Source organism: Methylobacterium sp. CCH5-D2 (genome assembly GCF_001556475.1).
GTDB classification, from domain to species: Bacteria; Pseudomonadota; Alphaproteobacteria; order Rhizobiales; family Beijerinckiaceae; genus Methylobacterium; species Methylobacterium hispanicum.
In genome coordinates this window covers 1-23,028 of the sequence record NZ_LSIX01000070.1, presented here as the reverse complement: position 1 = coordinate 23,028, position 23,028 = coordinate 1, and the positions used below count along the sequence as shown (strand labels likewise).

The following is a 23,028-nucleotide window of genomic DNA, read 5'->3' as shown; positions in this document are numbered from 1 at the left end:
GGCGAGGCCTCCACTCTCTTAATCCAACCTCTGAAAACATTACGCTTTCTCCTCCGGGTTGGGAATTTCCGGTCGCAGGTTAGGAAGCAGGCGCGGCACCAGCTTGGAATTGGCGGCGTCGGCCAAGAGCCGCTGGGCGACCGCGCGCGTGTAGCGCTCGACCTCGGCCAGCGACCTGTGTCCCGTGATGCTCGCGATCTCATGGGCGGTACAGCCGGCCTCCGCCAAGCGGCGCGCGGCGGCCTTGCGCAGCCCGTGCGTGACGCAGGCCTCCGGCAGGCCCGCCGCCTCGATCGCGTCGGCCATCTTGTTGCCGAGCCCCTTCACGCTGAACGGGCGTCCCCAAGCGGTCGGCACGATCGCACCCTCGCCCTTCGGCCAACTCGCCAGCACGTGGAGCAGGTCGTCGTGGAGCGCGAGGTCGAGCTTCGTCTGCGTCTTTTCCTGCGTGACCCGGATACGCCGTCCGTCGAGGCTGACGTCCCGCCAGGACATGGGGGCGACGTCCGACACGCGCTGACCGGTGTAGAGCAGCAGCGCGAAGAGGGTGCGCTGTTGCGAGCCGATCGGCCAGCGCGCCTCGAAGGCGGCGATCTCCGCGTCGGTCCAGGTGTGGTGCTCGCCCTCCTTGAGCTTGGAGATGCGGATGGTCGGATCGTCCGCGCGCCAGCCCAGATCGAGCGCGAACTTGATCAGGATCCGCAGCTTCTTCAGCGCGTCGTTGGCGGCCGAGGGCCGATCGACACGCTTGGCCATGATCGCCTTGACGACCTGCCGCGTCAGGCCTTTCACGGGGCGCCTGCCCATGTCCTCAAGACGGACCAGCCGCTCCATCGCCAAGCGATAGGCCCGTTGGGTCGGGGCCTTCAGGGTCTTGAACTCGGTGCTCGCGAAGTAGAGCGAGAGCAGACGGTCGAAGCTCCCGGGCTCGCCACGTTCCTTCGCCTCCGGTTCGCGGGGCTTCTCATCGACGGCCGCCGCATAGGCCGCCATGAACTCAGGGCTGCCGGGCGCGCCGGGCAGACGCGTGCGCTTGCCGCCCGGCCGGCGAAAGTAGTAGCGCACGTGCCCGTGCCGGTCGGTGAAATGATCGACGTAGGCGAGGCGGATACGGCTCACCGCCAATCCTCCCAGCCCCGGCCCGGCGCGTCCACCTCCGCCTCCTCGGGCAGGGCCTCGAAATAGGCCTCGAGCTTTACCCGGTCCCAGATCACGCGCGCGCCGACGCGCTTGGGCTGGGGCATACGGCCGTCCCTCACCATCTGATCGAAGAAGGTTGCCGACACGCCGATGTGGCGCGCCGATTCCAGCCGCGACAGGCCACGCGGCGGCGTGATCGGCATGACCGCCGGAAGGGAGGCCTCTGAGCGTGCCTTCGCCATCGGCTCAGCCCTCCGCCTTGCGCCGGAGGTCGACGTGCGGCGCGTCCGAGCCGAGGTACGGCCGGCGCGCCAGGATCACGCCCGGATGCCGCCAGGACCGGCGCCCGGCCCGCTCGACCCGGTCTTCGAAGCGGAAGCCCGCGGCCAGCCGGTTCAACGCCCGCCAGACCTTGAAGGCCGTCGCCACCGCCCGGTCGTGGCGCAGCGCCATGAACAGGTCGTAGAGCTCGGCGCCGCGCATGGCGCGCAGGTTGTTGAAGGCTTTGCGACAGGGCGATCCGCAGAACTCGGTTTCAGGCGCGGGGCTGAGATAGGCCTGCCCGCACCACAAGCAGGTGCGGTCGAGCAGGCTGGGCGCGGCCCCGTCTAGACGGGGCTCGGTGCAGGTGATCGTGACCCCGGCCGGGGCGTCTAGACGGGGCGCGCTCATGCTGTCCCCGCAGGTTCGGCGTCGAGCGGCAAAGGCTTGCGACCCGCCAGGATCCAGGCGCGGGTCAGCACGTCCGCCTGATCCGCCATCTCGCGCAGGATGGCGGCAAGCTGCGCGGCCTCGGGCGCTCTTGGATCAAGGTCGTGGTCGGCGATCCACCGGGCGGTGTCGGGCGCCATGGTGTTGTGCGCCACGCTGTCGGTGAAGCGCAGCATCACGCGGTAGCCGCGGACCGAGCAGAAGGCGTGGCCCCAGGCGATCACGCGCCCGGCCGGGATGTGCAGGCCGTGGCCGCCGTCCGGATGAGTGCCGTAGGGTGCGTCGCAGACGATGGCGTGCGCGCTCGGGCGGAGGGTCTCAGCCATGGGCGATCGCCCCGCTCTGACGGCCTTCAGCGAGCGCGTCCTCGGCCAGCGTGAAGGCCGCCTCTACCGGACCGCCCAGATCATCGGCGACCAGCGCTAGCAACGCACTGATCTCGGCGAGCGCGTGCCACGCCTCGGCCGCGACCTCGGGCGAACCGGCCCGCGGATCGTAGGAGGTCGCGGCCGTCTCGCCCGTGCGGGCGGGCGCCCGATGGGTGCCGCCGCAATGGCCGCAGACGTCCTTGGCGGTGCGGGCGTGCCGATCGCCTTGCGTGGTGAAGCCGTCGGCGCAGTGTGGGCAGGGAATCGAGAGGGTCACGCGGCAATCCCCTCTGCAGCTTCAGACACGTACCGGCCGCGCGCATCCCGCGGGCGCGGCGGTGGCGGGAAATCCTCACGGCACAGGCGCTCGCCCCGCTCCAGGGCGGCCTCGGCCCCGGCCCGGGTGAGATGGAACCACGCGCGCCCGAGCTTGTCGGTCGGCTGGCTCCGGGCGAGGCCTGCGGCCTCCATGGCCCGCCAGTCCGGGCAGGCCCCGCCCGTGAGGAAGCGGTTGCGGTAGGAGCGGCGGTTGCGATTCGGCAGGCCGAGGGCGTGCCGGGCGAGGTCGCGCTGGCGGGGCGTCATAGGCCGAGCGCCTTCCGGATGTCGGCCTGCGCGTGCAGGTAGCCGTGCGCGTAGGCCTCGCGCACCAGCTCTTCCATGCGGCGTCCGATGAGCTGCAGGATGGAATCGTGCAGCGGCTCGGCCGGGGCATGGAGGTGGCCCCGCCAGTCCAGGCGCGTGATCTCCGTGCCGACGATCGGCTGGTAGCTCGCGTCGCGGGCCCCGCGCGGCCGGGCGCGCACGATGATCACGCCGTCCTCGACGACGCTGTAGACCTCCCAGTCCCGGCGGTAGCTGTAGAGGTTCGTGACGCTGTAGCTCACGGCCGCACCTCCGGCATCGCATCGTGCAGTCGCCCGTCTAGACGCCGCCCGGCGGCCTTCTTGCCGATGCGCTGCATCCACACGGGGTTGTCGCCGGCAGCGCCGAGGACGCTGCCATCCGCGCCTGCATCGGTCAGACGAAGCGTCGGAACGCCCTCAACGAGGGGATAGCCCCGGCTCTCCGGCCCGCGAGGCACCCAGGCGCCCCATTGCTTGAACAGGAAGGCGACCCCGGTCGCGGCGCAGGCGTCGCCGATCCGGCGCGGCCAAACCGGGTGCATCGGGCGGGCCTTCGGGCCGCTCTCCCCGCCGACGATGATCCAGTCCAGATGGGGCTTGAGGGGCGAGCACATCCGGACCGTGAAGTCTGGGCGCCCGAACGAGCCGGTGGCGTGGAGGATCGCCTGCCCCGTCAAAGCGCTCCACCTGTGCCGCGGATCGCCTTCGGCAAAAGGCATCGCCTCGAAATCGATCGGCCCGAGCAGCGGCTCGGCCGAGACGAAGCGCACGGCGGCCGGCGTCGCGAGAAGATCCGGCACGCGCTCGTTCGCGCGGGCCTGATCCTCGGCCGAGACGCCGAGCCAGACGTTCGGCAGCGGCCATGCGCGCAGGTCGAGCGCCGGGGTGTTCCAGCATCCCGTCGCCGCCATCAGGGCGGCGTCGGTCATGGACGGGTGCCGACCGCGCTCGTCGCGCCGTGCGCAGTAGTCGCGCATCCGCGCCGACCGCTTCGTCAGCACCTGGAACGTGTGCCGCGGGCTAAGCGCCATGACGGCGAACACCTGGTCGATCATCGCATCCGGCACCCACGCGCCGAACAGATCGGTCATGGAGCACACGAAGATCCGGCGCGGGCGGCGCCAGCGCAGGGGCTCGACGAGCATCCGCGAGTCGAGGAAGTGCTCGACATCCGCCCGGTGGCCGGGCTTGAACGGCAGCCGCGTGCCGAGCCGCTGGGCGTTGAACGCCTCGGCGTAGCAGCGCTGGCAACCCGGGGAGACGTGCTCGCAGTGCCAGCCGACCGCGCCCGTGGCCCGGTTGCGGGCGCGCAACGGCGACCAGGTCGCGTCCGTCCACTCGATGGCGGTGTGATCGGCCATGGCTCAGGCCTCCTCGTCGCTGTGCTGATGGGCGTACAGGGCCGCCTCCAGAACCTCGTCCCGGCCGCTCTCCTCATCCTGCAAAGGGCCGTCTAGACGGGCGTCAGCTACGGGCGAGGCGCCCGGAGTAAGGATCCCGTCGATCGCGCGGCCTGCGCTGCGGCGGATCTCCTCGATCCGCTCGACCATCGCGGTCCGCCCGCGCTGCTTCGCGTCGAAGTAGGAGGCGCCGTAGCGGTCGGTCTCCAGCGCACCGGCCGCGAGGGCGAGCGCGCGCTTGCCCTTGGCGATGTCGAAATGGACCCACGACGCGTCGCGGTGCTTGCCGAAGGACAGGGTCGGGTGCCCCTGGATCCACTTCCGCTGCACGCCGATCCGATCGGCCATGGCGAGCAGCTCTTCGAGGCTGTCCGCCCAGAGGTGGCACATCATCATGCGGCCGAAAGGAAAGATCGGCTGATCGACGTAGACGGCCATCGCTCAAGCCTCCGCCGGCTCGCCGTAGAGGCGCACCGCCTTGGCGGCGCGGGAGCCGCCGGAGGCCTTCAGCTCGCGGAGCTTCTGCTGATGCTCGGCATCGCTCGCGGCCTTCACGAGGGTGCAGTCGCTGATGCGGGCGACGCCGTCCGGCCAGCCACACCACCCGAGGTCGCCGGTCACCGGATCGGCCCAGGCGACCACCCACGTCTCGCCGGAGGGGCTGTGTAAGACGTGGTCGCCTGCGCGAAAGAACGGCTTGGCTGCGACTTCCGTCTCGAGCGCATTGCACTCGGCCATGAACTCGCGCGTCTGCTCGGCCGTGCCTTCCACGAAGGCCTGCAGCTCGGCCTCGGATTGCACGGGCGGGAGCGGCGCCGGATCCTGCGTCGCCCCGGGCTTGATGTGGTAGCCCGTGCCGTCGCCGACCCGCCGCCACTGCCGCGTCCGGTTGACCGCCATCTTCCGCTCGACGGCGGCCCAGAGGCCGGCATAGCGGGCGAGGCAGATGACGACGTCGGCCGCTTCCTCGACGCTGTCGGGCTCGGCGCGCAGCTCGACCATCTCCTCGTCGGCGCGGGCGACGGTCCGCTCGGGCGTGATCGGTCCGAAGGTGGCCTCCGCCCAGGCGGAGATGGTGGCGAAGGTCTCCGCGGCCGGGGTCGCGGGGACGCGCTGAATATCGGCGCGCAGGCTGGAGGAGATCGCCTTCAGTTCCTGCGGCGTGAAGGCGATCATGACCTCCGCGCCGGGCTCGGCATGCGCGGCGAAGCAGTCGACCTCGTCCGCCAGCGCGATCAGCATGTCGCGGTAGGTCTCGGGCTTGGCCGAGATGGGATTGCGGGTGGCGATCATACCCGCGCCTCCGCCTGCCGTGCCCGGATGGCGCGGGCCTCGCGCACCAGGGCGACGCCCTCGACGCGTCCGGCAGGCACCGTGAGCACGGGCTCGACACGACCGCAGGCGAGCCCGCGAGCGTCGTCCCGGTAGGCCTCGATCTCGGCCTCAGAGAAGCCGGCGGCGGCGATCTGGGCGAAGGTGCAGGCGCCGTCCGACGCCTCATGGCGCCGCATGACGTCGGCCATGATCTCGGTCCGAATCGCGCGGTCGGGGGCTTTGAGGGCAGCGGCGACCTTGGATGGGGCGGCCATGACGCTAAGAACTCCGGTGACGGGGTGAGGCGAAGGGTCAGTCGGCCGCGCGCGCCGCGGCGATCGCGGCGGCGGCCTGGGGCGGAAGCGATGTCGGGTCGGACGGCACGGGGTCCGGCGGCGCGGCCGCGCGGGCGGCGGCGCGGTCGCGGCGCTCCATGTCGGCAAGAATGAGCGCGCCGGCGCGTTCGAGATCGCGGCGCGGATCGACCAGCTTGAACAGCGCTCGGTCGAACTGCCACAGCGGGCGCACGATATCTGTGAGCCAATCGAACTCGTCCCAGCGGCTGGTGTCGGCGATGCGCGCCCGCTGGCGGGGGTCGAGGGCCGAGCAGAACGCGTAGGCCGCGCCCGCTCTGGCGAGGGCGCCGAAGGCGTGTCCGATCTGATCGTCATGCGCGGCGTCGAAGCCCTCGGCGTCAATCTGCCGGCGCCGCTCGATCGCCACGTCGCGCCACGCGGCCGGGACGTCGAGCGCGGCGATGAGTGCGGCGCGCCGCATCACGAGTTCTTCCTGCGCGTCTCGCAGGCCTCCCACGCTCTTGCCACGGCGGCGCCAGCCGCGCCGGTCGGCCGCGTCGATGAGGCGATCGACGAGGTCGATCATCGCGTCGGGCAAGGTTGAGGATCCGGTGCTCATCTCACTCGTACTCCGGCGGGGCATCGAACACGGGCGGCCAAAGGGCCGGATCGTCGGCGTCGGCCGGGCAGTCCCGGCCGTCGGTCTGGAAAGCGCGGGCGCAGGCATCGACCGCGCGCACCGCCGCCTCGCCAAGGCTGACGAAGGGGAAGGGCTCGGGCTCGCTCACGACACGCGCTCGACGTCGGAGGTGAGCGCGAGCGCGGCGCGCGCCTGCTCGACCGCGGCCAGCAACTCGGCGACATCGGCAGCGCTCGACAGGTCGGACAGCCGCTCGCTGGCGATCGTCAGGCACTCGTTCGCCAGCGAGATCAGGCACAGGGGCGAGCACCCGACGTCGCTCACCTGAATGGTGACGCTCGCATCCCGCGGATCAGGTTCGGTCGTAGCGACGACGAAACCAGCGTTTGGGCGGAGGCCGATGCGCTCATGGAATGCGTTGAGCGCGACCATCGCCTCGACAGGACTGCGGGACATCGAAGCACTCGCGGAAGGGGCGTCTAGACGGGGATCGCGGGCGCCGCGGCGGCAGCGCCCGCGGGCTTCCTCAGAGGCCGCCGCGGCCGCCTTCCGGCGCGCCCTCGTAGGTGGGCAGGCCGGTCTCACGGCCCGCCGTCGCAAGGTCCTCGGCCACGCGCAGGCGCAGCGCGTCCTGCCAGCGGTAGAGGTCGTAGAACCACGTCACGGCCCCGCCCGCCGCCCGGTAGCGCAGGCGTGCCGGGATCCGGACGCGCTCGCCGTCGACGAAGGCGGGCAGCGCGATCATGAAGATGCCGGGCACCGTCACCTTCTCGCCCGCGCCGTTGGTGTGCTCCTCGCGGAACACCATCTCGGCCTCGCCGGACTGGAGCCGCACCGCCTGCTTGAAGGACTGGCCGACGCAGATCTCCAGCGTCCGGGCGAGGTCGATCAGCTCGTTGGGCGAGGCGAACTTCGCCTTGAACAGCCGCTCGAACTCGGTGCGCTCGCCGTCGTCCGGCGAGGCGAGCTCGGCCGCGTGATCCTCCAGGAAGGCCGCGAAGTCGCCTTGCGACATCGGCTTGCCGACCTGGTCGATCCAGGCCTGGAACTCGGGCGTCACCGGGAAGGTGTAGAGCACCCGATGCTCGCCGTGCCGCGGGCTCCGCTCGAGGTCGTGATAGTCGATCACCGCCGTGAGTGCGGGCCGCGGCCAGTCCGTCTTGGCGAAGATCGCGGACCCGTCGTCCTTGTGGCGGTTCACGAGGTCGATGAAGCTCGCGAGCGTGGTCACAGAAGCCGTCCCCTTCCGGCGGTCCGGCATCAGGCGGTAGGCCTCGATCAGGTGCTTGACGCTCTCGGCCGAGCCGCCCTCCTCGCCGGGGCGGAAGAGCACCGGAACGGATTCCGGCAATCCGCCGCCGAGGCCTTTGATCTGGATCTCACGGACCTCGGGCTTCACGCCCTGGATGGTGAGATCCGCGATCTTCTGGATCGCCTCGGCGTCGCCGCCGATCGGAACGGGCGGCGGTCGCACGCCGCTGCCGGTGGTCGGTGTAGCCCCCATGGTGGTCTCTCCTGTTGGACCGTGGACGGGACGGGATCAGCCGACGTCGCGGTCGCGCTGACGCTCGGCGGCGTCGCGCGGACCGGCGAACATGTCGGCCTGAGAGGGGTGCTGGACGGAGAAGCCGCCATCGACGGACCAGAACGGCGTGCCGGAGAAGCCCTTCTCCTCGGGGAGCTTGGACTTGACCGCCGGCTTCACCTCGATCCGACCCTCTTGGTAGGCGATGGTCAGCGTGACGGTGAGCGTGACGGTGCCCTTCTCGTCGGGGAGGCCCGCGAGCTTCTCCATCGCGTCGGCGAGGTGCGTGTCGCACTTCTCGACGAAGCGCCCGCGGTTGAGCACGCCGATGAGATCGGTGAAGCGGCGAAGGATCGGTTGGGCCACGGGGACGGTCTCCGGTTACTCAGGACGCGCGCCGGCCGCGCTGCAGCGCCGGCAGGTGGGTGCGGAAGCAGGCGAGCAGGCGCTCCTCGACCTCGATCGGGGGCAGGAAGCGCCAGACCTTCGGGCCGGGGCGGATGCCCAGCGCCGGATCGTCGATCGCCCAGGGTCGGGGCGCGGGCCCGCGCGTGTAGAAGTCGCGCCGCTCGGTCGCGAGCGCGCGCAGGTCCGCGTGCTTGAGCGCCTGGGCCTCCAGCGCGTCGGGGAACGGCAGGTGCGCGGCGGCGTAGATCGCCCCGTCGTGGCGCGCCTCCAGCTCGTGGCGGACCACCGCGAGCTGGTCGGCGACCTCGGGCCCGTAGAGTTCGATCGCCACCGCCGTCAGGGCCGCCTTGAACGGGCTCGTGGCGTCGCCGAGCCGGGCCTCGTGGGCATCGTGCAGGAGCCACTTCGCGCGTAAGGATGCGGTCGGGCAGAAGTCGAGGCCGATCAGAGTGTGCAGGCCGACCGACACCGGCTCGCGGCTGTTGCCGGCCGAGCGGTTGATGTGGCTCAGCGCGTGCGCGATCTCGGCGAAGTCGACCTCGTGGGCCTTCGGGTGGACGAGGTCGACAGGCAGACCGGTGACGGTGGGCATCCACGTCATCACGCCACCTCGTTCGCGGAGAGGCGGGCCTGCAGCGCCTCGGCCTGCGCCCAGAGGGCGTCGAGGCGGGGCGCGAAGCGCTCGCCGATGGCGGGCGGCAGCTCGCGCAGCAGGCGGGTGAAGGCGCGCAATCCGTCCTGCGCCAGGGCCGGGTAGCCGGCGGCCAGGTACTCCCCGGCCCGCACGCAGGTAGCCCAGGCCATCAGCGTCGCCTCGGCGTAGAAGCTCTGCGCCACGCCCGTGCGGTCGGCCGTGTAGAGATCCTGCACCGGGTCGGGTCCGGCCCCGCGGGCGGCGCCGACGACCGCGAACAGGATTTCGGGCCAGCGCCGGCAGGGCTCGGCCATCAGGCTGACGAGCGCGCCCGTCGACACAGGGGCGAGCCAGACGTCGACCGTGCCGCCGGGGATGGTGCAGTCGACCATCCGGTGCCCGATCGCGTCGAGGCAGGCCTCGCGCATCGGGTCGCACGCGGGCAGCAGCTCGCCGACGACGAAGAGGCCGCGCCGCTCCAGCAGGACCGAGCGCCCGTCGCGCAGGTCGCAGGCGACACTCGTGCCCTGCGACAGCAGCGCGAGGGCGAGGTCACGTCCGATCGCGTCGGTGACGGCGTGCTCGATCAGGAAGGTCGCGAGGGTGACGGGCGCGAGGTCGGGGACGCGCACGAGGCAATGGCTGACGCCGTTCACAGCGACCTCACGTCGATCACAGAGGGGCGGGAGAGGATGCGGCCGGTGATCCGGCAGCGGGTGAGACCGTCCATGCCGCGGCTGACATCGGTGGCCTTGGAGCCGGGCATGGGGCGCTTCGGGGTGATGAAGCCGAGCCCGCGGCGCTTCTGGCGCTTGGCCCGGGCAATCTGGGCGGTGTCGCCCTCGGGCCCGGCCGTCTTGGCGAGCGCGCAATCCCGGTGGACGATGGCGCGGTTGGCCAGATCATTCGATCCGCCGAGCCCGAGGGCGCGCAGGTGCTCGTCGGTCAGGGCCTCGCCCTGGACCATCGGGCGGGTGCAGAGCGGGCAGATGCCCTCTTGCGCCTCGTAAAGTGCCAGCTTCTCGCTGTCGGTCAGGCGGGTGCGGGGCGTGGTGCCAACGTCGGTGCAGGCGAAGGCCATGTCAGCGGGCCTCCCGACGCCTGCAGGACAGCCGCTCGACCTCAGCTCGGCAATCGCGGGCGGAGCGGTAGGCATTCCAGCCCGCCGAGGTCGACACACAGGCAGCGAACATGCGCTCGGCGGCCGATGTGTCGTGCTCGATGCAGCGGGGCTCCTGCGGGCCGCAGGCCGCGAGGGAGCCGAACACAGAAAGCAGGGCGAGAGCGCGGACCACCTCAGCAGCCCTCCGCGCGGGCGTCTAGACGCCCGATGGCGACTTGAAGCTGGGTGACGATGTCCCGCGCCCGCTCGGCGAGAGCAGCGGCGTTGGCCGGAGTGTCGGCTTCGAACTGCGCCTCGCGCGTCATCACCAGCCCGATCATCAGGTCGGAGGCGGTGTTGAGGGCGCGGTCGGCGTCGCGACGGCCGGTGCGATCAACGAAGCGGGAGGGGCTCGGCGGCGGCACGTCTGCGAAGACGGGCGTGTGGGCGCGCTTCACGATCATCACGCGCACCGCTCGGCATCGTACAGGGGCGCGAGCGGCGGCACTGGCACACCGTGCCCGCCTGCCTCGGCCTCGGCCCGCCACAGCACGTAGGCCGAGAGCAGCGCCTGCGCGGCGGCGTGGGTCGCCACGGCCATTCGCTGGGCGTGAGCGGCCGGGGCCATCCCGCGGGAGAGCATGACGGCGGTGAGATCGGAGAGGCAGGTCTCGGCCCGATCCTGGGCGCGCTCGGCGGCGGTGGGCGCGAGGCGGGCGCGCCAGGCGTCGGCCGACTGGGCGGCCGTCACGGCCGGGGCGTCTAGACGCTTCGTCTCACCCCGCAGGGCGGTGAGGACACGGGACGGCACAGCGCCCGGCTGATGGCCGGTCGGGTCGTACATGGCGGGCTCCATCGCGGGGAGGCGATGATTGCACGTTACCACAGGTAACGCGGCGCGCAAGATATAAGTTACGAATGGTAACGCGGGCCTGTTCCCGGCAAGCTGTCGGGCCGGCTGACAGCCCGCGCCTGTTCGACCAAACACACCTTATCCACAGCTCTCCACAGTGCTCCCATAACGTTCTTGATTTGTTCCGCGCCATACACAACCCTACGTGGGTCTAGGGAGAGGCAGATGGCGCAGCGCACCCACTATGCAATGCAAAGCTTTCGACGCAACAAGCTGGGCGAACTCACTACAAGCCGATGGCGCCCGTGTGGTTCTGTAGAGGAGGCTAGAGGCCTAGCAGAGCGCTCCGTGGCGACGGGTCGGGCAGCCGGAGCCGTAGCACTGGCTGAGACGACGAGTGGTGATTTTGATGGGGCTTCTCAATCAGTCACGCTCGCAAAATACGGCGAGACACCCGAAAAAATCGAGTTAGAGATACCATTTTGAGATAGTAGATCCGTAGCAGTATCTTGATTGAGGGACAGGGTGGCTGTCCCTCAATCGGCCCGGACACCGTGGAGCTTCTATTTGCGAACCATGAACCCGGGAACAGGCCCGCCGGGGCGATAACGTTCGTAGGTAATCGCACAAAACTTAGCGGAACCGAGATTGGCCATTGCAAGTTCGAGCTTTTCTTTAGTCTCTTCGACAATAAGGTTGAACTTCCCTTTGAGCGGGTTGACACCATTACTGACAGCCAAGCGAATACCGCTCTCAAGGTCTACCTGGTAATCATCGCACCAACGTTTTGCGACAGCCAGCGCCCCAACATTTTCAGCCAGTGCCTTGTGCTGGTACTGTTGAGCATAAGCAGGGACCCCAATGAGTATGATTGCTGCTGTGGACACGATGGCGATATAGGCCTTCATCTCATACTCGGCTGTTGAAATGACTACAAGATCAGCTTGCCTTTTTGGCGGGCTGTGAAGGTGGGGGAGTGGCGGCTCCGCCGGTCAAGCTTTCAATCATGTCAGCCAGGGCCTTCTGTCGTGCTTCATCCATGCCCGACATAATCTTTAAGACCCGCTCCTGTGACTCAGGTAATTCGTCGTCAAAGGGCGTTCCGTGAGAAAGCAAAAGCCATCGCCAACTTATCTTAAACTTGCGGGCAAACTGCATTGCGCGCTGATGGTCGAGTTCAATGCGCTTCGAGCCATCAGGGGCCCTTTCGAGTGCGCGGTAGGTATTCGGATTTATGCCTAAAGCTTCGGCAGCATGCTTAGCGGTGGGCGTTAAAGTCTCAATTTGAGCCTGCCAATGCATACGCGCCCAACGTAGTCGCTCCCAGGGGTGGAGCGCGGCACGCCACCCCTCCCGGACCTCTTCGCTCGCGACGTACTTACCCATGGGCGGGACGTTACGTGCGGCGGCGTTACCGCGTGTAATTTCCCCCTTGTGCGTCTGCGTTACCATTGGTAACGTGTAGCCATGTCGCACTCAGCCGCGCAGATCATTGACGAGAACGGTGGCCCAGCCGCCTTCGCGGAGAAGGTTGGGCGGAAGCCGGGCGCTGTTCGGCTGTGGAAGCATAGGAACAAGCTCCCGCGTGAGGCATGGCCTGAAATCATCCAAGCATTCCCCGGCCTGACACTTGAGAGGCTCATTGCGGTCGAGGCGGAGAATGACTGCCTTGCGACGCCGAGCCATCTGTCTGCCCCTGTCGTGGGGCGGGAGACTTCGCAAGACACCCTCGCCCGCGAGGTCCCCCTCACCGTCCACCGCCCCGACAACACCGGCCTGCATCCGGGCGTTACTGGAAGCCAATCTCGATGATCGCGTCGATCCGAGCCTTGGCGTCCGCTCGCACCGTCTCTTGGTGCCCCGCGGCCACCGTCAGCTTCGCCCGGTCCATGGCCGCGTGTCCGACGAGCCGCCAGCGCGCGCGCACGGCCTCCGGGTCCTGCCCCATCGCCCGGCTGAGCGCGGCGAGCCGGCGCAGCGCCATCAGCAGCACCTGCTGCTGCGCGGCCTGTTCCGCGATCAGGTCGTCGAGGTCGGCGGGCTTCACGGTGCGGCTCAGCCTCCGGGGCGCAGGGCGCACCGTAGCAGGCGGCCAGCGGGGGCAACGCGCCCTTCGGCATCGGGTCGGCTCGCTCTTCCGGGTTAGCGCGCACGGAGGGCAGGCGTGATGGCCGCATCGCTCAGCCTCGCCGACATTCTGATCGTGACGCTCGCGCTCTCCGCGATCCTGATCGGCCTCGCCGTGGCCTTCAATGAGTGGCGGGCCGAGCGCCGCGAGGATCGCGAACGCGCCGCCGCGCATGCCCGTCGCCGAGCGCAGCGGGCGGTCGCCTTCGGGCGCGGACCCTCTGGCGGGGCGGGATCGCCGACGCCGGCCGACGCGGTCGCGTGGCAGGCCTGCGCGCCCGTGGCGATCGACGGCCCCTCGTGGTCGGCCTGCGACGCGGGCGACACGTCGGCGAGCGCCGGCTCGGATGGCGGCTCCTGCGGCGGGGGCGAGTGATGATCGGCCCCCGCATCCTCTTCCTGCGCGCCGGCTCGACCGACGCCGTCGCGGTTCTGGCGAGCTGGCGCCCCCAGGCGCTCGCCGCCCGCCTCGACGCGCAGAGCCTCGTGCCGTTGCACCTCGTCGCGGTGGCGCCGCACGCGTTCCTCTCGTTGCGCGAGCTGCTGCCGCTGTTCTGCGCCGAGCATCAGCGCGGGCCCTGGCACCTGCTGCAGGGCCGGGTCGCGCATTTCCTGAACACGCATCCGCACTGGCTCGTGGCCGGTGCGCACGAGGCGCCCCGAGGCGACCAGGGGGACGGTGTGGAGGCTGCGACGGCAGCACCGAGCCAGTCCGTTGAGAAGGTCGCGCCGGCTGCAACGGCGGAGGGCGACGGCCCGATGTCGGCGGCCGGCCCCGTCGCAGTCATGGCGACGGGCAGTAATTCGCCCGAACGGGCGTCCACGGGTGGAGTGACGGCGAGCGCTGCCGCGCCGACCACGCAAACGGGAACACGCAGCGCCGGGGACGGAAACCCGCCGGTCGGTCGGCAGTGCGCTGCCCTCGCGACGGTCGAAACACCCGTGACAGCCGGCAGAGACCGGCCGCAATCGAACGCCGGATACGCGAACCCGACCCGCCGCAAGGCCAACGGGGAACATGCAGGCGTGACTTCGCCGGGTGGAGAGGAACCCGGCACCCTTTCGCGCTTCGGCGCCTCCGCTCTTGAGCTGGGTCGGCACGGGAATGAGCCCGTCGCCCCCCTGCGCGGTCCCTGCCCGCCGGGCGCGGGTCAAGAAAGCCCGGCACCCTTCACGCTGATCGCGGGAGGCCGCTGAAATGGCGACCCTGTGCATCAGCCCTACCTTCGCCGCGGACGGTTCCGGACCTTGTTCCGCCCGCAGCGAGACGGCGGCCGGGGTGGATCGCCCCTCAAGCATCCCGGCCGCCCGTTCCGTTTCGAGCCGCCTGAGCCGGCTCGTTACCGCTCCCGCCCGCGTCTGGCGTCGCGTGCGGGAGGCCCTCCATGGGCGTTTCCTCCCGAGACTGGCCGGGGCCTTCGGGCTCCGGCCCCTTTCGGGAGTTGAGCGCCGTCGAGGTCCAGCCGCCGGCCAGCTCCGGGCGCCACAGAGCGCCACGGCCACCACCGATTTCCAACGCGAGCGGGCGGCGCCCCTCTCCCCAGAGTGCGCCGCCCTCCCGTTCCCATGCGCCCCGGCCCTCGCCCGCCAAGGTGCGGCCGGTGCGCCCGTTCCCGGAGGCCTGTCTTAAAATGGCCGCCGGCACCATCCCGCTCTCTCCTCTCCTCGGCGCCACACGCCGTTCTTCGATGCACACAGCATCGGAGAAGGCCATGCGAAAGTCTGGGGAGACCGGCCTATCGATTGGGAGAGATCTTTCCCAATCCAGCGTGCTGGCGCCGCTGGTCTTCGGAGCGCGTGTGGCAGATTTCTTGCGCACGTTGCACCCGGCCAAGACTGCAACCTGCGTCGAGGCGGACACGAACATCTCGGCCAAGACGGTCGCGAAATGGCTGGAAGGGGCGTCGAGCCCGTCCGGCGCCGCCTATCACCGCCTGATCAAGGCGTATCCCGACCTGCCCGTCTTCGTGTCACCCGACACGGCGCCGGAGGTCTTGCGCGAGGCCGCCCGCATCGTCGCGCAGGCGAGGCTTGAAGCGCAGGTCGCCAAGTTCCGGCGCCAGTTCTCCGCTGCCATGGGCGACCTGTGATGGTGCGTTATCGCCTGCTCCGGATCGGCGCCGCGGCGCTGCGCAAGCTGTCGCTGCCCTTCATCGGCATCGGCCTGATCGCCGGCCCCATCCTCGCGGGGGCCCGCGCCCTCGACGCCCGCGCCCGGGACGTGCGCGACCGAACCCTGCGCCCCGGTACGGGCCCGCCCGCGCCTCGCTTCCCGGCGGACGGCGACTGAGCCCCCGCCCACACCACGGGCCGTGAGAACCGGAGCACCGGTCAGGCCGACGTCCGCTGCCACGTCAACGCAGCGTCGATGTCCTCGGGGGCGAACCCAGAGACGCGCATCGCGGCGCCCCGCGGCCCCTCCCGGCCGGCGGGCGGCGTCCCTGTGCGTCCCGGCCCGCTCCCGAGGTCGCCGATCACGAGGGCACATCTCATGGGCATCCGGCAATCGGGCTTCAGCGGATACGTCGAGCGCGTCGAGCGGCCCGAGGTCGTGCGCGCCCGCGAGCGGGCCCTCGACGCCACCGCCAGCCGCTCGCGCCTCGCGCAGACCGGCCGGACCGTGCCGGAGGACGCGCCGCTGTCGCGCGCCGCCCAGGTCGCGGCCGAGCAGGCGGCCTACGCCGACGGGCGTCGCGACCGGGACGGCGCCAACGCCAAGCTCCGCGCGCGGATCGCCGCGCTGGAGGTGGCGCTCGACGACGCCCGCCTCGACGCCGCCCGCCTCGCCATCGCGCTGGAGGCGGCCCGCCATGGCTGACCTGCGCCACAACCACGCCTTCGATGCCTGGGTCGCCGACGCCCGTGCCGTCCCGCTCGTCGCCCACGCGCGCCAGATCCAGCCGCGCCTGCGCTGCACCGGATCGGAGTGGGTCGGGCCCTGCCCGTCCTGCGGCGGCAACGACCGCTTCTCCGTCTCCATCCGGAAGAACGTCTGGCACTGCCGGAAAGCCGGCCGGGGCGGCGACGTCATCGCCCTCGTACAGTACGTCGAGGACTTGGACTTCATCGCCGCCTGCGCCCGGCTCACCGGCCGGCCGGCCCCGGGGCGCGACGACGCCGACGAGACGCCCGAGGAGCGGGCCGAGCGCGAGCGCCGGCTCGCCGCCCGAGCGGATGCCGTCAACCGCGAGGCGGCGCGCCAAGCCCGCGTCGAGGCCGACTATCGCCGCACCGAGCGGAACGCGGCGTGGCAGATCTGGGACAAGGCCCGCCGCGAGATCGCCGGCACCCCGGCCGATGCCTACCTGCGCCTGCGCGGGCTCGCCGCGCCCCGCGGCGCGCACCTGCGCTTCCGCGCCGACCACACGCTCTGGCGCACCGAGCACGATGCCTCGGGGCGCAAGCGCTACGTCAGCGCCCATTCCGGCCCGGCACTCATCGCCGGCATCATCGCGCCCGACGGCCACTTCGCGGGCGTGCATCAGACCTGGATCGACCTCTCCGATCCGGGCGGCAAGGCGCGCGTCGCCGACCCGAAGACGGGCGAGATCGTGCCGGCCAAGAAGGTGCGCGGCTCCGTCCACGGCGGCCGGATCGAGCTGGTGCGCGTCGAGCACCCGACCCGAATGATCGTCGGCGAGGGCATCGAGACGTGCCTCTCCGCCTACCTCGCCCTCGTCTGGGCGAACTCGCCGCTGGTGGACGGCATGGCGGTGTGGTCGAGCGTGTCGCTCGGCAACCTGTGCGGGCGCGCGCTCGACCGGGTGCGCCACCCGACGATCACCATCACGGACAGCCTCAACCGGGTCCGCCGCAAGCTCGTGCCGGGCACGCAGCCGGATCCGGCGAGCGTCGCGCTCCCGATCCCGGAGAGCGTCACCGAACTCTGGCTCCTCGGCGACGGCGATTCCGACCCGTTCGAGACGGAAGTTGCGCTGCGCCGGGCGCAGGCCCGCTACCGCGTCCCCGGCCGCACCGTCCGCATCGCCTGGGCGGAGCGGGGTCAGGACTTCAACGACATGCTGCGGGGCGCCTCCGCGTCCCCGGCCGATCTGCCTGCCGCCGCGCCGGCCCTGCGCGGAGCTGCCTGATGATGGCCGCCCTCCCGATGCCCGCTCCGCCCCCCTTCTCCGTCGATGGCGTGCCGATCCGCCTCGTCGCCGCCGACGCGATCCGGCAGGCCCGCGCCGCCCTCGACGCCAAGCGCTTGGCCACTCTTGCCCCCGTCGCGCCCGTTCTGCCGCAGTGCGAGCCCGTGGCAGTGGCGTCTCTGCCGGCCTGCCCGAGGCTCGCCCGGGTCACCCGCGCCTTCCTGCTCTCCGAGTTGCGCATCGACGCATTACGCGTCGCCGCCGAGGCCGCCGACATGCGCGACCACATCGAGGGGCTGGCCGCCGGCCGCTCCTACGGCGATCCGGACCTCTACGGCCTGACGCCCGCGGACTTTGCCGCCCGCTTCCTGCCCGAGGCGCGGGCGCGGGCCGAGCGGGCCGGCGCCATCGCCGACCTGCTGCTCGCCCTGATCGGGCGCGAGGTCGCGCTTGAGACCGTCCTGACGGAGGGCGCCGGTGTCTGAGCCGCTCTCCTATCAGGCCTTCCTTGAGGCCAAGGCCTGCGTCGCGCCGAGCCTCGGCTTCGACGTCGATCCGGCCGCACTCAACCCGGCGCTCAAGCCCCACACTCGTCTGATGGTGCGCTGGGGCCTGAAGGGCGGTCGGCGCGCGTGGTTCGCGAGCTTCGGGCTCCACAAGACCGCGACGCAGCTTGAGGCCATGCGCCTCGTTGGCACGGAGACGGGCGGCCCGACGCTGATCATCCTGCCGCTTGGCGTGCGCCAGGAATTCACCCGGGAGGCCGAGCGGCGCTTTCACGGCCCGCACGCGGTGCGTACCCGCTTCATCCGGCGCGCCGACGAGATCGAGCCCGGCACGATCCACCTGACGAACTACGAGACGATCCGCGACGGCAAGCTCGACCCGGGCCTGTTCGCGGGCGTGTCGCTCGACGAGGCGGCCTGCCTGCGCGGCTTCGGCGGCTCGAAGACCTTCCGCGAGTTCATGCGCCTGTTCGATGCCGACACGGGCGGGGGGCGCGTGCCCTTCCGGTTCGTGGCGACCGCGACCCCCTCACCCAACGAGCATATCGAGCTGTTGGCCTACGCCGCCTTCCTCGGTGTGATGGACGTGGGGCAGGCCAAGACCCGGTTCTTCAAGCGCAACTCCGAGAAGGCTGACACCCTCACGCTCCACCCGCACAAGCAGAAAGAATTTTGGCTCTGGGTCGCTTCTTGGGCGTTGTTTATTCAGAAACCGAGCGACATCTGCGACTGCCAATGCCACGTCGGAAAGAGATTCAGGGAATTCGCTTCGGATCACTCGAAGCTGTCGAGTGGATCCCCGGCGCCCAACGTGGTGGCGCCTGGATGTGCCGATGCGATTGCGGAAACGAGCGGCTCGCGACATCTAATCACCTGCTCGCCGGCCGCATTCGAAGCTGCGGATGCCTCCGCCCCCGTCACGGACAAAAGCACACCCTTGCGTACAGAGCGTGGCGCTGCATGCTCGACAGGATCGACCGCGATCAGCGCAACTATTCGGACCGCGGCATCACCGTCTGCGAGCGCTGGAAATCCTTCACGAACTTCCTCGCCGACATGGGCCAGCCCGAGCCCGGATACACACTCGACCGGATTGAAAACGACCGCGGCTATGAGCCCGGCAATTGTCAGTGGGCAGACCGAAAGCAACAAGCCCGCAACACCCGGCGCAATGTCGTCCTCTCCTTTGACGGACGGCAGCAATCCCTTGCCGCCTGGGCAGAAGAGTTCGGCGTCAGCTACTGGAAATTGTACTCACGCTACAAATACGGATGGCCTGTCGAGCGCATGTTCGGAGATCTCGTGTCAGCAATGTGAAATCTGGGACGCTGGCTACGATCTGCCGGCGCTCGACGTGCGCTGGCACGAACTGCCGGCCACCCGCGTCGCGGTCGCGCCCGAGCGCGACGGGCAAGGGCGGCTCTTCGCCAGCGCCGCGATCGGCGTGTCGCAGGCCGCGCAGGTCAAGCGGGACAGCCTCGGTGACCGCGTCGCCAAGATGCTGGAGATCCGCGCCGAGGACCCCGCCGCCAACCGGCTGATCTGGCACGACCTGGAGGATGAGCGCCGCGCGATCGAGGCGGCGCTCCCCTCCGCGGTCAGCGTCTACGGCGCCCAGGACCTCGACGCGCGGGAGGCGGCCGTCGCCGATTTCGCGGAGGGCAAGATCAACGATCTGGCCGCCAAGCCCGTGATGCTGGGGGCCGGGACGAATCTACAGCCCTACTGCGCCTGGGAAGTCTTCCTCGGCATCGGCTTTAAGTTCGCGGACTTCATCCAAGCAATCCACCGCACGCGCCGGTTCGGACAGCCGAAAGACACTGTCCGCATCGACCTGATCTACTCCGAGGCCGAGCGCGACGTGCGCGCGGCCCTGGAACGCAAGTGGGCCCAGCACGAGGAGCTTGTCGCCACGATGACCGCGCTGATCCGGGAGTACGGCCTGACGGATGCCGCCATGGCCGCGATGCTGACGCGCGCCATCGGCGTCGAGCGGATCGAGGTCGCGGGCGAGCGCTATCGCTGCATCAACAACGACTGCGTGAAGGAGCTGGAATCGCACGCCGAGAACAGCGTCGATCTGATCGTCACCTCGATCCCGTTCGGGGAGCAGTACGAGTATTCGCCGAACTACGCAGATTTCGGCCACACCGACAACGCGGCCCACTTCTGGCGCCAGATGGACTATCTGGTCCCGCAGCTCCTGCGGGTGCTTAAACCCGGCCGCTGCGCGATGATCCACGTCAAGGATCGGATCGTGCCGGGCGGCATCAACAAGCTCGGCTTCCAGACGGTCTACCCCTTCTCCGACGACTGCGTCCGGGCGTTCCAGGCCCACGGCTTCGCCTTCCTGGCCCGCAAGACCGTCACCACCGATGTGGTGCGGGAGAACAACCAGACCTACCGGCTCGGCTGGTCGGAACAGTGCAAGGACGGGAGCCGCATGGGCTGCGGCCTGCCCGAGTACGGGCTCCTGTTCCGCAAGCCCCCGTCCGACCTGTCCGACGGCTACGCCGACGTGCCGGTGGTGAAGGGTAAGCCCGACGTCCTCGACCTCGACGCCGGCCCGGTCGCCTGGGGCGCGGGCGTGCGCAAGGGTCAGGACGAGCGGCGCCGCCCCGTGCCCGGCACCGGCTACTCGCGCGGGCGCTGGCAGCTCGACGCGCACGGCTTCGCGCGCTCGGCCGGCAACCGCCTGATGACGCAGGCCGAGATGGCGAGCTTCTCGGCCGAGCGGATCTACAAGGTCTGGAAGGCCGAGAGCCTCCAAGCGATCTACGATTTCGAGCACCACGTGCGGATCGCCGAAGACCTCGACGCGATCGGCCGCCTGCCGCCCACCTTCATGCTCCTGCCGCCCCATTCCTGGCATCCGGACGTGTGGACGGACATCACGCGCATGCAGACGATGAACACGCTGCAGGCGCAGGCTGGGCGCGAGGCACATCTCTGTCCCTTGCAGTTCGACTTCGTCGATCGCGCCATCGCGCAACTGTCGCAGCCCGGCGAGACGGTGCTCGACCCCTTCGCCGGCCTGATGACCGTGCCGCTGCGGGCGCTGAAGCTCGGCCGAGCCGGGATCGGGATCGAGCTGGCGCACGGCTACTTCCGCGACGGGCTCGCCTACGTCCGCGCTCAGGCCGAGGGCGTCCCGACGCCCTCCCTCTTCGACGTCCTCGCGGCCGAGCCTGCCCCGATCGCGGCGGAGTGAGGCGATGCGCCCCGACCTCTTCGCGGCCGGCGCCCAGCGCCTCGTCTACGACGACGCGGTCGCCTTCACGCTCGCCTCGCTCCAGTCCTACGGCCCGACGCACCCGCACTGGTGCATCGCGTGGTCGGGGGGCAAGGACAGCACGGCGACGCTGACGCTCGTGATCCACCTGATCGAGACCGGACAGCTCGCCCGGCCGGAGACGCTGACGGTCTACTACGCCGACACACGCCAGGAGCTGACGCCGCTCGCGCTCGCCGCGGCCGAGATCATGGCGCAGCTCGCGCGCTTCCCCTGGATCCGCCTGCGGGTGGTGACCGCGCCGCTCGACAAGCGCTTCCTGGTCTACATTCTCGGCCGGGGCGTGCCGCCGCCCAACAACAACACGCTCCGCTGGTGCACCCGCCAGATCAAGGTCGACCCGATGGCGGCCGCGATCGAGGCGGATCTGGCCGAGCGTGAGCTGGACGGCCCCGTCCTGATGATCACGGGCGTGCGCCAGGGCGAGAGCGCGATGCGCGACCGGCGCATCGAGATGAGCTGCTCGAAGGACGGCGCCGAGTGCGGCCAGGGCTGGTATCAGAGGGTGCTGCCCGAGGCGCGCGGGATCCGCGGCCGGATCGCGACGCTCGCGCCGATCCTGCACTGGCGGGTCTGCAACGTCTGGGACTGGCTGAAGATCTTCGCGCCGATGCCGGCCTACGGCGGCTGGGCGACCAGGGGCATCGCCGACGCCTACGGCGGTGATGATGCCGAGGACCTGAACTCGCGCACCGGCTGCATCGGCTGCCCGCTCGCCTCGAAGGACGTCGCCCTCGACATCGTGCTGGCGATGCCGGCGTGGGCCTACCTCGCGCCGCTGAAGCGTCTCAAGCCGATCTACCGCGCGCTGCGCCTGCCCCGGAACCGTCTGCGCAAGCCCGGTGGCGAGACCCGGAAGGGCAAGCGCAAGGGCGAGCGGGTTCTGGTGAAGAACCAGCAGCGCATGGGCCCACTCACTTTCGAGGCCCGGCTTTGGGCCCTCGGCGAGATCCTGGCGATCCAGGCCGAGGTGAACGCCGCGGCCGACGCGCAGGGCCGACCCCGCCTCAACCTCCTCAACGCCGAGGAGGAAGCCCGCATCCGCCACCTCATCGCCGCCGGTACCTGGCCGGACCGCTGGGACGGCGACGAGCCGACCGCCGACACGCCGCTCGATGCCGTCTTCCCCGACGGTTCGATCCAGCCTCTCCTCGTGTGAGTAACGCCGTGAGCATCGACGATCCCAAGGCCCGCATCGCCGCTGCCATCGAGAGCGCGGCCGAGCCCGCCGACCTCGAGGAGGCGGAAGGCGCCGCCTTTGACGGGGCGGTCGACGACGGCGCGGAGGCGGATGCCGACCTCTCGGCCGAGGCCGGCGACGCGACCGAGACTGGCGACGGCGAAGGCCCCCGCGAGCCTCGGCCGCTCGGTTACGACATCGGCCGCATGAACCGGGAGTTCGCGCTCGTCCTGATGGGCTCGAAGGCCGCGATCCTGCAGCAGCAGTCGGAAGGTCCGATCGAGGACCGGGTCAAGATGCTCACGATCGACGCCTTCAAGGCGTGGATGATGAACCGGCCGACCGAGATCCTCGACCGCGACGGCAAGATCAAGCGCGTCACCTGGGCGGCTCGCTGGCTGGTGTCGCGCGAGCGGCGCCAGTATCGCGGCATCGAGTTCTTCCCCGATCCGGGCAGTGCGCCGAACACGGAAGGCTATTTCAACCTGTGGCAGGGCTTCACCGTCACGCCGCGGGCGAAGACGAACGGCTACGCGGTGTTCCGCGACCACCTGCTCAACAACGTCTGCAGCGGCTCGAAGCCCCTCTACGCCTGGGTGTTCGGGTGGTTCGCGCACATCGTGCAGCGGCCTCGCGAGCGGCTCGGCACCGCGCTGGTGCTGCGCGGGAAGATGGGCACCGGCAAGACGCTGGTGGGCGAGATCGTCGGCAAGCTGTTCGAGAGCCACTTCTTCCTGATCGACGATCCGCGCTACCTCACCGGCAACTTCAACGCCCACATGGCGAGCTGCCTCTTGCTCCAGGCCGACGAAGGC

35 protein-coding genes are annotated in these 23,028 nt (G+C 70.3%); 10 read left to right on the top strand and 25 right to left on the bottom strand.

Annotation, left to right across the window (positions count from 1 at the left end; all coding sequences use genetic code 11):
- Positions 1 to 39: 39 nt before the first annotated feature.
- The 25 genes from AX737_RS01550 to AX737_RS01445 form a co-directional block, all read right to left on the bottom strand.
- Entirely contained in the window at positions 40 to 1,119 is a 1,080-nt protein-coding gene (locus AX737_RS01550; RefSeq protein ID WP_156453462.1) for a tyrosine-type recombinase/integrase, read from the bottom strand.
- A complete protein-coding gene (locus AX737_RS01545; RefSeq protein WP_066918435.1) occupies positions 1,116 to 1,382 on the bottom strand; it encodes a hypothetical protein in 267 nt (88 codons plus the stop codon). The genes AX737_RS01550 and AX737_RS01545 overlap by 4 nt, the downstream gene beginning before the upstream one ends.
- Before the next feature lie 4 nt (positions 1,383 to 1,386).
- The gene (locus AX737_RS01540) at positions 1,387 to 1,812 is read right to left on the bottom strand and encodes a hypothetical protein (protein WP_082772809.1); all 426 of its coding nucleotides are present in this window, start codon (positions 1,810 to 1,812) and stop codon (positions 1,387 to 1,389) included.
- Positions 1,809 to 2,177, bottom strand: coding sequence for a hypothetical protein (locus AX737_RS01535; RefSeq protein WP_066918433.1), 369 nt, complete (start codon positions 2,175 to 2,177; stop codon positions 1,809 to 1,811). The genes AX737_RS01540 and AX737_RS01535 overlap by 4 nt, the downstream gene beginning before the upstream one ends.
- A complete protein-coding gene (locus tag AX737_RS01530) occupies positions 2,170 to 2,496 on the bottom strand; it encodes a hypothetical protein (RefSeq protein WP_066918432.1) in 327 nt (108 codons plus the stop codon). The genes AX737_RS01535 and AX737_RS01530 overlap by 8 nt, the downstream gene beginning before the upstream one ends.
- A complete protein-coding gene (locus tag AX737_RS01525; RefSeq protein ID WP_197430415.1) occupies positions 2,493 to 2,804 on the bottom strand; it encodes a hypothetical protein in 312 nt (103 codons plus the stop codon). Before AX737_RS01525 ends, AX737_RS01530 begins: the two co-directional genes overlap by 4 nt.
- Positions 2,801 to 3,106, bottom strand: coding sequence for a hypothetical protein (locus tag AX737_RS01520; protein WP_066918430.1), 306 nt, complete (start codon positions 3,104 to 3,106; stop codon positions 2,801 to 2,803). Before AX737_RS01520 ends, AX737_RS01525 begins: the two co-directional genes overlap by 4 nt.
- Positions 3,103 to 4,206, bottom strand: a complete 1,104-nt coding sequence (locus tag AX737_RS01515; protein ID WP_066918427.1) for a phage Gp37/Gp68 family protein — start codon at positions 4,204 to 4,206, stop codon at positions 3,103 to 3,105. Before AX737_RS01515 ends, AX737_RS01520 begins: the two co-directional genes overlap by 4 nt.
- A gap of 3 nt (positions 4,207 to 4,209) precedes the next feature.
- Positions 4,210 to 4,683, bottom strand: coding sequence for a DUF4031 domain-containing protein (locus AX737_RS01510; RefSeq protein ID WP_082772808.1), 474 nt, complete (start codon positions 4,681 to 4,683; stop codon positions 4,210 to 4,212).
- A gap of 3 nt (positions 4,684 to 4,686) precedes the next feature.
- A complete protein-coding gene (locus tag AX737_RS01505; protein WP_066918425.1) occupies positions 4,687 to 5,538 on the bottom strand; it encodes a dATP/dGTP pyrophosphohydrolase domain-containing protein in 852 nt (283 codons plus the stop codon).
- Complete coding sequence (locus tag AX737_RS01500; RefSeq protein ID WP_066918423.1) at positions 5,535 to 5,834, bottom strand: hypothetical protein; 300 nt, start codon at positions 5,832 to 5,834, stop codon at positions 5,535 to 5,537. Before AX737_RS01500 ends, AX737_RS01505 begins: the two co-directional genes overlap by 4 nt.
- Positions 5,835 to 5,871: 37 nt before the next feature.
- Positions 5,872 to 6,474, bottom strand: coding sequence for a hypothetical protein (locus AX737_RS01495; protein ID WP_156453461.1), 603 nt, complete (start codon positions 6,472 to 6,474; stop codon positions 5,872 to 5,874).
- A gap of 1 nt (position 6,475) precedes the next feature.
- Positions 6,476 to 6,643: a hypothetical protein gene (locus AX737_RS32825; RefSeq protein WP_156453460.1), complete on the bottom strand. Its 168-nt coding sequence runs from the start codon at positions 6,641 to 6,643 to the stop codon at positions 6,476 to 6,478.
- A complete protein-coding gene (locus AX737_RS01490) occupies positions 6,640 to 6,927 on the bottom strand; it encodes a hypothetical protein (protein ID WP_066918419.1) in 288 nt (95 codons plus the stop codon). The genes AX737_RS32825 and AX737_RS01490 overlap by 4 nt, the downstream gene beginning before the upstream one ends.
- A gap of 94 nt (positions 6,928 to 7,021) precedes the next feature.
- Positions 7,022 to 7,999 carry a DUF2303 family protein gene (locus AX737_RS01485; protein WP_066918417.1) on the bottom strand — a complete coding sequence of 326 codons (978 nt, stop codon included), beginning with the start codon at positions 7,997 to 7,999 and terminating at the stop codon, positions 7,022 to 7,024.
- Between the two features lie 36 nt (positions 8,000 to 8,035).
- Complete coding sequence (locus tag AX737_RS01480; RefSeq protein WP_066918415.1) at positions 8,036 to 8,386, bottom strand: hypothetical protein; 351 nt, start codon at positions 8,384 to 8,386, stop codon at positions 8,036 to 8,038.
- Between the two features lie 19 nt (positions 8,387 to 8,405).
- Positions 8,406 to 9,029, bottom strand: coding sequence for a hypothetical protein (locus AX737_RS01475; RefSeq protein WP_066918413.1), 624 nt, complete (start codon positions 9,027 to 9,029; stop codon positions 8,406 to 8,408).
- Entirely contained in the window at positions 9,029 to 9,718 is a 690-nt protein-coding gene (locus tag AX737_RS01470) for a hypothetical protein (protein ID WP_066918412.1), read from the bottom strand. The genes AX737_RS01475 and AX737_RS01470 overlap by 1 nt, the downstream gene beginning before the upstream one ends.
- Positions 9,715 to 10,143, bottom strand: coding sequence for a hypothetical protein (locus AX737_RS01465; RefSeq protein WP_066918410.1), 429 nt, complete (start codon positions 10,141 to 10,143; stop codon positions 9,715 to 9,717). The genes AX737_RS01470 and AX737_RS01465 overlap by 4 nt, the downstream gene beginning before the upstream one ends.
- A 1-nt stretch (position 10,144) precedes the next feature.
- Positions 10,145 to 10,357, bottom strand: coding sequence for a hypothetical protein (locus tag AX737_RS01460; RefSeq protein WP_066918408.1), 213 nt, complete (start codon positions 10,355 to 10,357; stop codon positions 10,145 to 10,147).
- Between the two features lies 1 nt (position 10,358).
- Positions 10,359 to 10,637, bottom strand: a complete 279-nt coding sequence (locus tag AX737_RS01455; protein WP_066918406.1) for a hypothetical protein — start codon at positions 10,635 to 10,637, stop codon at positions 10,359 to 10,361.
- Positions 10,628 to 11,008 (bottom strand): hypothetical protein, encoded by a 381-nt coding sequence (locus AX737_RS01450; RefSeq protein ID WP_066918405.1) that lies wholly within the window; start codon positions 11,006 to 11,008, stop codon positions 10,628 to 10,630. Before AX737_RS01450 ends, AX737_RS01455 begins: the two co-directional genes overlap by 10 nt.
- Before the next feature lie 572 nt (positions 11,009 to 11,580).
- Positions 11,581 to 11,925, bottom strand: a complete 345-nt coding sequence (locus tag AX737_RS32820; protein ID WP_156453459.1) for a hypothetical protein — start codon at positions 11,923 to 11,925, stop codon at positions 11,581 to 11,583.
- Between the two features lie 31 nt (positions 11,926 to 11,956).
- Positions 11,957 to 12,403 (bottom strand): hypothetical protein, encoded by a 447-nt coding sequence (locus AX737_RS32815; protein WP_156453458.1) that lies wholly within the window; start codon positions 12,401 to 12,403, stop codon positions 11,957 to 11,959.
- A gap of 403 nt (positions 12,404 to 12,806) precedes the next feature.
- Positions 12,807 to 13,064 (bottom strand): hypothetical protein, encoded by a 258-nt coding sequence (locus AX737_RS01445; RefSeq protein WP_066918403.1) that lies wholly within the window; start codon positions 13,062 to 13,064, stop codon positions 12,807 to 12,809.
- A gap of 120 nt (positions 13,065 to 13,184) precedes the next feature.
- On the opposite strand from AX737_RS01445, the gene AX737_RS01440 reads away from it, so the two are divergent.
- The 10 genes from AX737_RS01440 to AX737_RS01390 form a co-directional block, all read left to right on the top strand.
- Entirely contained in the window at positions 13,185 to 13,520 is a 336-nt protein-coding gene (locus tag AX737_RS01440; RefSeq protein WP_066918401.1) for a hypothetical protein, read from the top strand.
- The gene (locus tag AX737_RS01435; RefSeq protein ID WP_066918399.1) at positions 13,520 to 14,341 is read left to right on the top strand and encodes a hypothetical protein; all 822 of its coding nucleotides are present in this window, start codon (positions 13,520 to 13,522) and stop codon (positions 14,339 to 14,341) included. Before AX737_RS01440 ends, AX737_RS01435 begins: the two co-directional genes overlap by 1 nt.
- Before the next feature lie 434 nt (positions 14,342 to 14,775).
- Positions 14,776 to 15,234, top strand: a complete 459-nt coding sequence (locus AX737_RS01430; RefSeq protein ID WP_156453457.1) for a hypothetical protein — start codon at positions 14,776 to 14,778, stop codon at positions 15,232 to 15,234.
- Positions 15,234 to 15,434 (top strand): hypothetical protein, encoded by a 201-nt coding sequence (locus AX737_RS01425; RefSeq protein WP_066918395.1) that lies wholly within the window; start codon positions 15,234 to 15,236, stop codon positions 15,432 to 15,434. Before AX737_RS01430 ends, AX737_RS01425 begins: the two co-directional genes overlap by 1 nt.
- 201 nt (positions 15,435 to 15,635) lie before the next feature.
- The gene (locus tag AX737_RS01420) at positions 15,636 to 15,962 is read left to right on the top strand and encodes a hypothetical protein (protein ID WP_066918393.1); all 327 of its coding nucleotides are present in this window, start codon (positions 15,636 to 15,638) and stop codon (positions 15,960 to 15,962) included.
- Entirely contained in the window at positions 15,955 to 17,235 is a 1,281-nt protein-coding gene (locus AX737_RS01415) for a CHC2 zinc finger domain-containing protein (protein WP_066918391.1), read from the top strand. Before AX737_RS01420 ends, AX737_RS01415 begins: the two co-directional genes overlap by 8 nt.
- The gene (locus tag AX737_RS01410; protein WP_066918389.1) at positions 17,235 to 17,720 is read left to right on the top strand and encodes a hypothetical protein; all 486 of its coding nucleotides are present in this window, start codon (positions 17,235 to 17,237) and stop codon (positions 17,718 to 17,720) included. Before AX737_RS01415 ends, AX737_RS01410 begins: the two co-directional genes overlap by 1 nt.
- A complete protein-coding gene (locus AX737_RS35275; RefSeq protein ID WP_245293377.1) occupies positions 17,713 to 20,952 on the top strand; it encodes a DNA methyltransferase in 3,240 nt (1,079 codons plus the stop codon). Before AX737_RS01410 ends, AX737_RS35275 begins: the two co-directional genes overlap by 8 nt.
- A gap of 4 nt (positions 20,953 to 20,956) precedes the next feature.
- On the top strand, positions 20,957 to 22,192 hold the full coding sequence (locus tag AX737_RS01395; protein ID WP_066918383.1) for a phosphoadenosine phosphosulfate reductase family protein: 1,236 nt from the start codon (positions 20,957 to 20,959) through the stop codon (positions 22,190 to 22,192).
- Between the two features lie 8 nt (positions 22,193 to 22,200).
- Positions 22,201 to 23,028 (top strand): primase-helicase family protein (locus AX737_RS01390; protein ID WP_348626793.1); only part of this gene is annotated, 828 nt, incomplete at its 3' end.

Excerpts from the sequence above, each read along its gene's own strand:
- AX737_RS01545 (WP_066918435.1), bottom strand. The coding sequence starts at position 1,382 with ATGGCGAAGGCACGCTCAGAGGCCTCCCTTCCGGCGGTCATGCCGATC.
- AX737_RS01540 (WP_082772809.1), bottom strand. The coding sequence starts at position 1,812 with ATGAGCGCGCCCCGTCTAGACGCCCCGGCCGGGGTCACGATCACCTGC.
- AX737_RS01535 (WP_066918433.1), bottom strand. The coding sequence starts at position 2,177 with ATGGCTGAGACCCTCCGCCCGAGCGCGCACGCCATCGTCTGCGACGCA.
- AX737_RS01525 (WP_197430415.1), bottom strand. The coding sequence starts at position 2,804 with ATGACGCCCCGCCAGCGCGACCTCGCCCGGCACGCCCTCGGCCTGCCG.
- AX737_RS01515 (WP_066918427.1), bottom strand. The coding sequence starts at position 4,206 with ATGGCCGATCACACCGCCATCGAGTGGACGGACGCGACCTGGTCGCCG.
- AX737_RS01510 (WP_082772808.1), bottom strand. The coding sequence starts at position 4,683 with ATGGCCGTCTACGTCGATCAGCCGATCTTTCCTTTCGGCCGCATGATG.
- AX737_RS01505 (WP_066918425.1), bottom strand. The coding sequence starts at position 5,538 with ATGATCGCCACCCGCAATCCCATCTCGGCCAAGCCCGAGACCTACCGC.
- AX737_RS01500 (WP_066918423.1), bottom strand. The coding sequence starts at position 5,834 with ATGGCCGCCCCATCCAAGGTCGCCGCTGCCCTCAAAGCCCCCGACCGC.
- AX737_RS01495 (WP_156453461.1), bottom strand. The coding sequence starts at position 6,474 with ATGAGCACCGGATCCTCAACCTTGCCCGACGCGATGATCGACCTCGTC.
- AX737_RS01490 (WP_066918419.1), bottom strand. The coding sequence starts at position 6,927 with ATGGTCGCGCTCAACGCATTCCATGAGCGCATCGGCCTCCGCCCAAAC.
- AX737_RS01485 (WP_066918417.1), bottom strand. The coding sequence starts at position 7,999 with ATGGGGGCTACACCGACCACCGGCAGCGGCGTGCGACCGCCGCCCGTT.
- AX737_RS01475 (WP_066918413.1), bottom strand. The coding sequence starts at position 9,029 with ATGACGTGGATGCCCACCGTCACCGGTCTGCCTGTCGACCTCGTCCAC.
- AX737_RS01465 (WP_066918410.1), bottom strand. The coding sequence starts at position 10,143 with ATGGCCTTCGCCTGCACCGACGTTGGCACCACGCCCCGCACCCGCCTG.
- AX737_RS01450 (WP_066918405.1), bottom strand. The coding sequence starts at position 11,008 with ATGTACGACCCGACCGGCCATCAGCCGGGCGCTGTGCCGTCCCGTGTC.
- AX737_RS32820 (WP_156453459.1), bottom strand. The coding sequence starts at position 11,925 with ATGAAGGCCTATATCGCCATCGTGTCCACAGCAGCAATCATACTCATT.
- AX737_RS32815 (WP_156453458.1), bottom strand. The coding sequence starts at position 12,403 with ATGGGTAAGTACGTCGCGAGCGAAGAGGTCCGGGAGGGGTGGCGTGCC.
- AX737_RS01440 (WP_066918401.1), top strand. The coding sequence starts at position 13,185 with ATGGCCGCATCGCTCAGCCTCGCCGACATTCTGATCGTGACGCTCGCG.
- AX737_RS01435 (WP_066918399.1), top strand. The coding sequence starts at position 13,520 with ATGATCGGCCCCCGCATCCTCTTCCTGCGCGCCGGCTCGACCGACGCC.
- AX737_RS01430 (WP_156453457.1), top strand. The coding sequence starts at position 14,776 with ATGGCCGCCGGCACCATCCCGCTCTCTCCTCTCCTCGGCGCCACACGC.
- AX737_RS01425 (WP_066918395.1), top strand. The coding sequence starts at position 15,234 with ATGGTGCGTTATCGCCTGCTCCGGATCGGCGCCGCGGCGCTGCGCAAG.
- AX737_RS01420 (WP_066918393.1), top strand. The coding sequence starts at position 15,636 with ATGGGCATCCGGCAATCGGGCTTCAGCGGATACGTCGAGCGCGTCGAG.
- AX737_RS01415 (WP_066918391.1), top strand. The coding sequence starts at position 15,955 with ATGGCTGACCTGCGCCACAACCACGCCTTCGATGCCTGGGTCGCCGAC.
- AX737_RS01410 (WP_066918389.1), top strand. The coding sequence starts at position 17,235 with ATGATGGCCGCCCTCCCGATGCCCGCTCCGCCCCCCTTCTCCGTCGAT.
- AX737_RS01395 (WP_066918383.1), top strand. The coding sequence starts at position 20,957 with ATGCGCCCCGACCTCTTCGCGGCCGGCGCCCAGCGCCTCGTCTACGAC.